Origin of the sequence: Flavihumibacter sp. CACIAM 22H1 (assembly GCF_001601815.1) — a bacterium.
Classification (GTDB): domain Bacteria; phylum Bacteroidota; class Bacteroidia; order Chitinophagales; family Chitinophagaceae; genus Flavihumibacter.
Genome location: NZ_LUKG01000052.1, coordinates 1 through 4,506, shown reverse-complemented (window position 1 = coordinate 4,506; position 4,506 = coordinate 1). Strand labels below are relative to the sequence as shown.

The 4,506-nt window shown below is 43.7% G+C and carries 6 protein-coding genes; 4 read left to right on the top strand and 2 right to left on the bottom strand.

The annotated features are described in order from the left end of the window. Positions 1 to 324: WYL domain-containing protein (locus A1D16_RS14080; RefSeq protein ID WP_290710575.1), on the top strand; the 324-nt coding region annotated here is incomplete at its 5' end. On the opposite strand, the gene A1D16_RS14075 is transcribed toward A1D16_RS14080, so the two are convergent. Together A1D16_RS14075 and A1D16_RS14070 are read right to left on the bottom strand one after the other, a co-directional pair. After that, the gene (locus A1D16_RS14075; RefSeq protein ID WP_290710573.1) at positions 321 to 935 is read right to left on the bottom strand and encodes a hypothetical protein; all 615 of its coding nucleotides are present in this window, start codon (positions 933 to 935) and stop codon (positions 321 to 323) included. The genes A1D16_RS14080 and A1D16_RS14075 overlap by 4 nt on opposite strands. Before the next feature lie 45 nt (positions 936 to 980). Continuing rightward, the gene (locus tag A1D16_RS14070) at positions 981 to 1,433 is read right to left on the bottom strand and encodes a sigma-70 family RNA polymerase sigma factor (RefSeq protein WP_290710571.1); all 453 of its coding nucleotides are present in this window, start codon (positions 1,431 to 1,433) and stop codon (positions 981 to 983) included. An 85-nt stretch (positions 1,434 to 1,518) separates the two neighbouring features. Here A1D16_RS14070 and A1D16_RS14065 point away from each other — a divergent pair, with 85 nt between their 5' ends. The 3 genes from A1D16_RS14065 to A1D16_RS14055 all read left to right on the top strand — a co-directional run. Then, a complete protein-coding gene (locus tag A1D16_RS14065; protein ID WP_290710569.1) occupies positions 1,519 to 1,947 on the top strand; it encodes a hypothetical protein in 429 nt (142 codons plus the stop codon). 29 nt (positions 1,948 to 1,976) lie between these two features. Continuing rightward, positions 1,977 to 3,230: a C4-dicarboxylate transporter DctA gene (dctA, locus tag A1D16_RS14060; protein WP_290710567.1), complete on the top strand. Its 1,254-nt coding sequence runs from the start codon at positions 1,977 to 1,979 to the stop codon at positions 3,228 to 3,230. A 66-nt stretch (positions 3,231 to 3,296) separates the two neighbouring features. Continuing rightward, the coding region (locus A1D16_RS14055) for a hypothetical protein (RefSeq protein WP_290710565.1) at positions 3,297 to 4,506 on the top strand (1,210 nt) is incomplete at its 3' end.

Here is a 4,506-nt window from a genome sequence, read left to right as displayed (position 1 = left end):
GACGGCAAATCCTCTGCTACGTATTATACAAATGTTATTGGCGTAACCGTAAATGCCAACGCTAAAATTTACCCGGTTAAAATTTGGGTAAATGCTGCTACTGCGCCCTACGTTGAAACCAAACCTTTACACCATTCTCAGGAAATACTGGAACGTTCTTCGTCAGGAATATTGATTCAACTTAAGGTGAAGTTGAATCACGAACTGGAGAAAGAAATTCTCGGATTTGGAGAAGGGATGAAACTGGTTGCTCCGGAGTTCCTGAAAGTTAGAATGAAGGCACGCCTGAAAGCTGCCTTGCTGCAGTATGAAACAAATGTTTAATCGGGTTCTCTCAATTCATCGAGCAACTGGCGGATTTGCCGTGCATGTTTCCCATAAAAATGATCTACCCACCAGGTGGTTGCCCAGATTACAAACAGGGTCATGCCAACCAAAACAATTGGAAGAACGATCCAGTCTGCGTCTGTTAGTAATGGTTGCTGCGGTTGTTTTAACAGGCGTGCATTAAAAACAATCAGCAGGGCAGCTATCATAGCAAAAGGAACCAGTAAAAAGGAAAAGGATTTGTAAGCTTCCATATTCAGCCTGATTTCATAATATAATTCATACAGGCTGTCTTTTGAATTGCCCGAATAATTATGCATGGTTTTAAAAAAGCCATAGAAGCGGTAGAAATAATATATTGATACCACTACCAATAATGAATAAATACCATAGTAGGCCATGCTGAATTGCTGGTTGAATTTGAACTGGATAGGCCAAAATCCCATGAGAATGATCGCAAAACTCTGAAAAAACAATTCTTTTTTCATGTTAAAACGAATTTTATCAATAGGTTGATGAGCCCTCTTCAGTGTTTCAAGCGAAGTTTTGAGCGGCTGACTACCCTCTCCTTCTTTTTTCCATGCTTCCTGTAATTCCTCAAGATTCATAGCCTAATTGTTTTATAATTTCCTGTAATTTTTCTTTTGTCCGGCTTAGTTTAACCCGGGCATTGGTTTCCGAAATTCCAAGGGGGTACTGATTTCACGATGAGATAGTCCCTCCATAAAATAGAAAAGCAGTGCTTTTTCGATCGGGTTCAGGTATTGAACGGCTTTATAAAACAGCTTCATTTGCAGTGCCTGATCAGCCCCCTTTTCCTCCGCCAGTATTTCAGGCAATTGTCCTAGTTCAGCGCTAATCTTTGGCTGTCGCTTTTCCTTTCGAAGAAAAGTAATAGCTGTATTTACCGCTACCCGGTACATCCAGGTTGAAAAGCTGCTTTTGCCTTCAAAACTTTGATAATTGGTCCATAGACGCAGTATCGTTTCTTGTATGAGGTCTTCCCGGTCTTCACTGGTATCCATATACATCTTAGACACCTTAATTAGGATGCCCCGGTTATGCTCAATCCGATCCAGGAATTCTTTTTCCGCTTGCGTGGCCACTGGCTTGTTCTTCTTTCGTTGATTCTATTAGATAGTCGCTCAATTTCCGGTTTCGTTACAAATTGTGGTAAAATTTTATTGTAACTTGATTATTCAGTTTATGAGCAGCAGTACACCTACCGTTTTACCCTTTATTGAATGGGACTCTTCTGTAAAGCAGGAATTGCTTAGTTCTGTGGAAGAAACCGGTCCTGTAGTTGTACACGGCACTATCACCTGTACGGCCTGGTGGGAACTGGTACGTATCTGGAAAACCACTTACCTGATCGATCCGGAATCAGCACACCAAAGCAGTCTCCTGCAGGCGTATAATATTTCCCTGGCGCCTAACTGGACACCCTTGATACAGGGCCAAACCCTTCGGTTTACCCTTATTTTTGAAGCGCTTCCCAAATCCTGCCGTTCTTTTGATTTTATGGAAATTATACCCGAACCAGGGGGCTTTTTAGTGGAAGGTATTCCCCGGAATCAGACAGATATTTACCGGATTGATCTTTCAAACCCAGGATTATAGTATTTTCCTTTCCCGGTTAATATCGAAATATGAAGTATCTACGTCCGCTTTATGTGCAGGTAATTATAGGTATACTGCTGGGTATTCTGGTGGGTGCATGCTTTCCTTCGTTTGCCCCGGGTGCCAAACTAATCAGCGACACTTTTATCAACATGATAAAAATGGTAATTGCGCCGGTTATTTTTTTTACTGTAGTGGCAGGTATTGCTGGTGCCGGAGACCTGAAAAAAGTGGGTAGGGTAGGGCTCAAAGCCTTCATTTATTTTGAAGTGGTTACTACGCTGGCATTGATCATCGGGCTGATAACCGCCAACCTGGTGAAACCCGGAGCCGGTGTACATTTTACAGGAGGCCCCAACCAGCAGGTTGAAAAAATAGCACAGCAGGCCAATGAAATGGACTGGGCTGCTTTTTTTACCCATATCGTTCCATCCAATGTGGTGGATGCTTTTGCTAAAGGCGATATCCTCCAGGTGCTTTTTTTCTCGGTATTATTTGCAATAGGGTTGAAAATGACCGGAGAAGCAGGCAACAGCCTGTTAATCAGCTTTGAAAAAATCAATAAAGTGCTTTTTAACATACTGCATATTATCATGCGGTTAAGCCCCTTGGGTGCATTTGGTGGTATGGCGTATACGATCGGGCAATATGGTTTTGGTACTTTGGCCGTGCTGGGAAAACTCCTGATGACATTTTACCTGACCGGATTCCTGTTCCTGTTTGTAGTGCTGAACCTGATCTGCCTTTATTACCGCATTAACCTTTGGAAATTACTGGTCTATATCAAGGAAGAGATTTTTGTAGTAATCGGATCCAGCAGTAGCGAAGCTGCCCTGCCTTCATTGATGGAAAAACTTACCAAAGCTGGCTGCGAAAAAGAAGTAGTTGGCCTGGTAGTACCCACCGGATATTCCTTCAACCTGGATGGCACCACCATTTATCTGAGTATGGCGGTTATTTTTCTTGCACAGGTATTTGATATTAATTTAAGCCTGGGCCAACAGCTAACGGTTATAGGTATACTGTTGATCACTAGTAAAGGAGCTGCAGGGGTAACCGGCAGCGGCTTTATAGTACTTACCTCTACCCTTACTGCGCTGAAAATTATTCCACTTGAGGGACTAGCGCTTTTAATCGGTGTGGACCGTTTTATGAGTGAAGGAAGAGCGGTTGTTAATTTTATCGGTAATGCTATAGCAACCGTAATTATTGCTAAAACAGAAGCAGCCATTGATCTTACCACTTACCAAAAAGTAGTAAATGAAGGCATAGAAACTGGTTGATTCCCCGGTTTCGCAGGTTACAAATCAATAAGAACAGGTACTTGTTGCTTAGTACAAGCCGCAGATATGATAGCACCTACGTTAATTCGGTTTTTTTACCTATTACTGGCAGGGCAGTTGGCTGGTTGCTTCTTACCAGAAAAACTGCATGCACAGATAAACCGCACAAATACCGTTTCTTTTGAGGTTGTACAAACCGCGGGAAGCCCATCGGTAAAACCCTATCGCTTCAGCAGGTATGAGCTGGCTCCTGAAATAAACTGGACAGCCGATTGGATTTGGCTTGATCCTATAAAATTTCCACAATACCAGCGTACCAAAACCACCTGGTTGGGGCCTGAACAAAAGAATCCGCCTTACCGGGTTTTTTTCAGAAAAGAATGGTCGTACAAACCCGGCGATGAACCGGTTTATCTGTATTGTACGGCCGATGTCCGTTTTCGATTATCCGTTAATGGACGAATTGCCGCAGAAGGACCCGTTAATACCGGCGGCGATTACGACGACCGCAAAGCCCCCGACTATTGGTACTATAGTATCTATGATATAAGCTCCCTGCTGAAACCGGGAAAAAATTCGATTGCCGTTGAGGTAATGAGCTGGGCATTGGAATGGTCAGAAATTACCCGCACTTATGGAGGTTTCCTGGCAGAGATAAAGGCGGGCTCCCAAACCCTTCTGAAATCTGATACAAGCTGGAAAGCAATACCGGATACCAGTCTCAATCGGGTGGATGATTGGCTGATCTGGCAGGCAGATAAAGAAATTCCGGGTTGGCAAACCCAGGCATCAGCTGCGCTTAACTGGCCCGCGGCCGCCATCCAAACCGGTGCTCCGGCAACAAAATTGTTTCGTAGTGGAATTCCGGAATTGATGCAGGCAACAATTCAACCACTTGAGCTGGTACAGGAAAAAACCGTTGAAAGCGGAGAATACCTGCTTGATTTTTCCCGGAACCGCGTGGCAAGGATCCAATGCAGTTTTACAGCAAATAAAGGAGATACTATTGAAATTGTACCTTTTGAGAAAATGGGCTATACCGCAAGCCCCTCCCGTGCCATAAGGCTTATTGCTAAAGAGGGTAAAAACAACTTCCGCAGCCTGAACCTGGCTGCTTTCCGATACCTGCGGGTACGTATCGCCGCTAGTGCAAAAATCACCCTTCATTCACTAAACGCAGTTTTTACTACCTACCCCGTAAGTTACCAGGGAAGTTTTTCCTGTTCCGATCCTTTTTATACACAGCTATGGTCTATTGCACGGTATACTACCCAGC

Coding starts and splice junctions, on each gene's coding strand:
- A1D16_RS14075 (WP_290710573.1), bottom strand. CDS start 935: ATGAATCTTGAGGAATTACAGGAAGCATGGAAAAAAGAAGGAGAGGGT.
- dctA (WP_290710567.1), top strand. CDS start 1,977: ATGAAGTATCTACGTCCGCTTTATGTGCAGGTAATTATAGGTATACTG.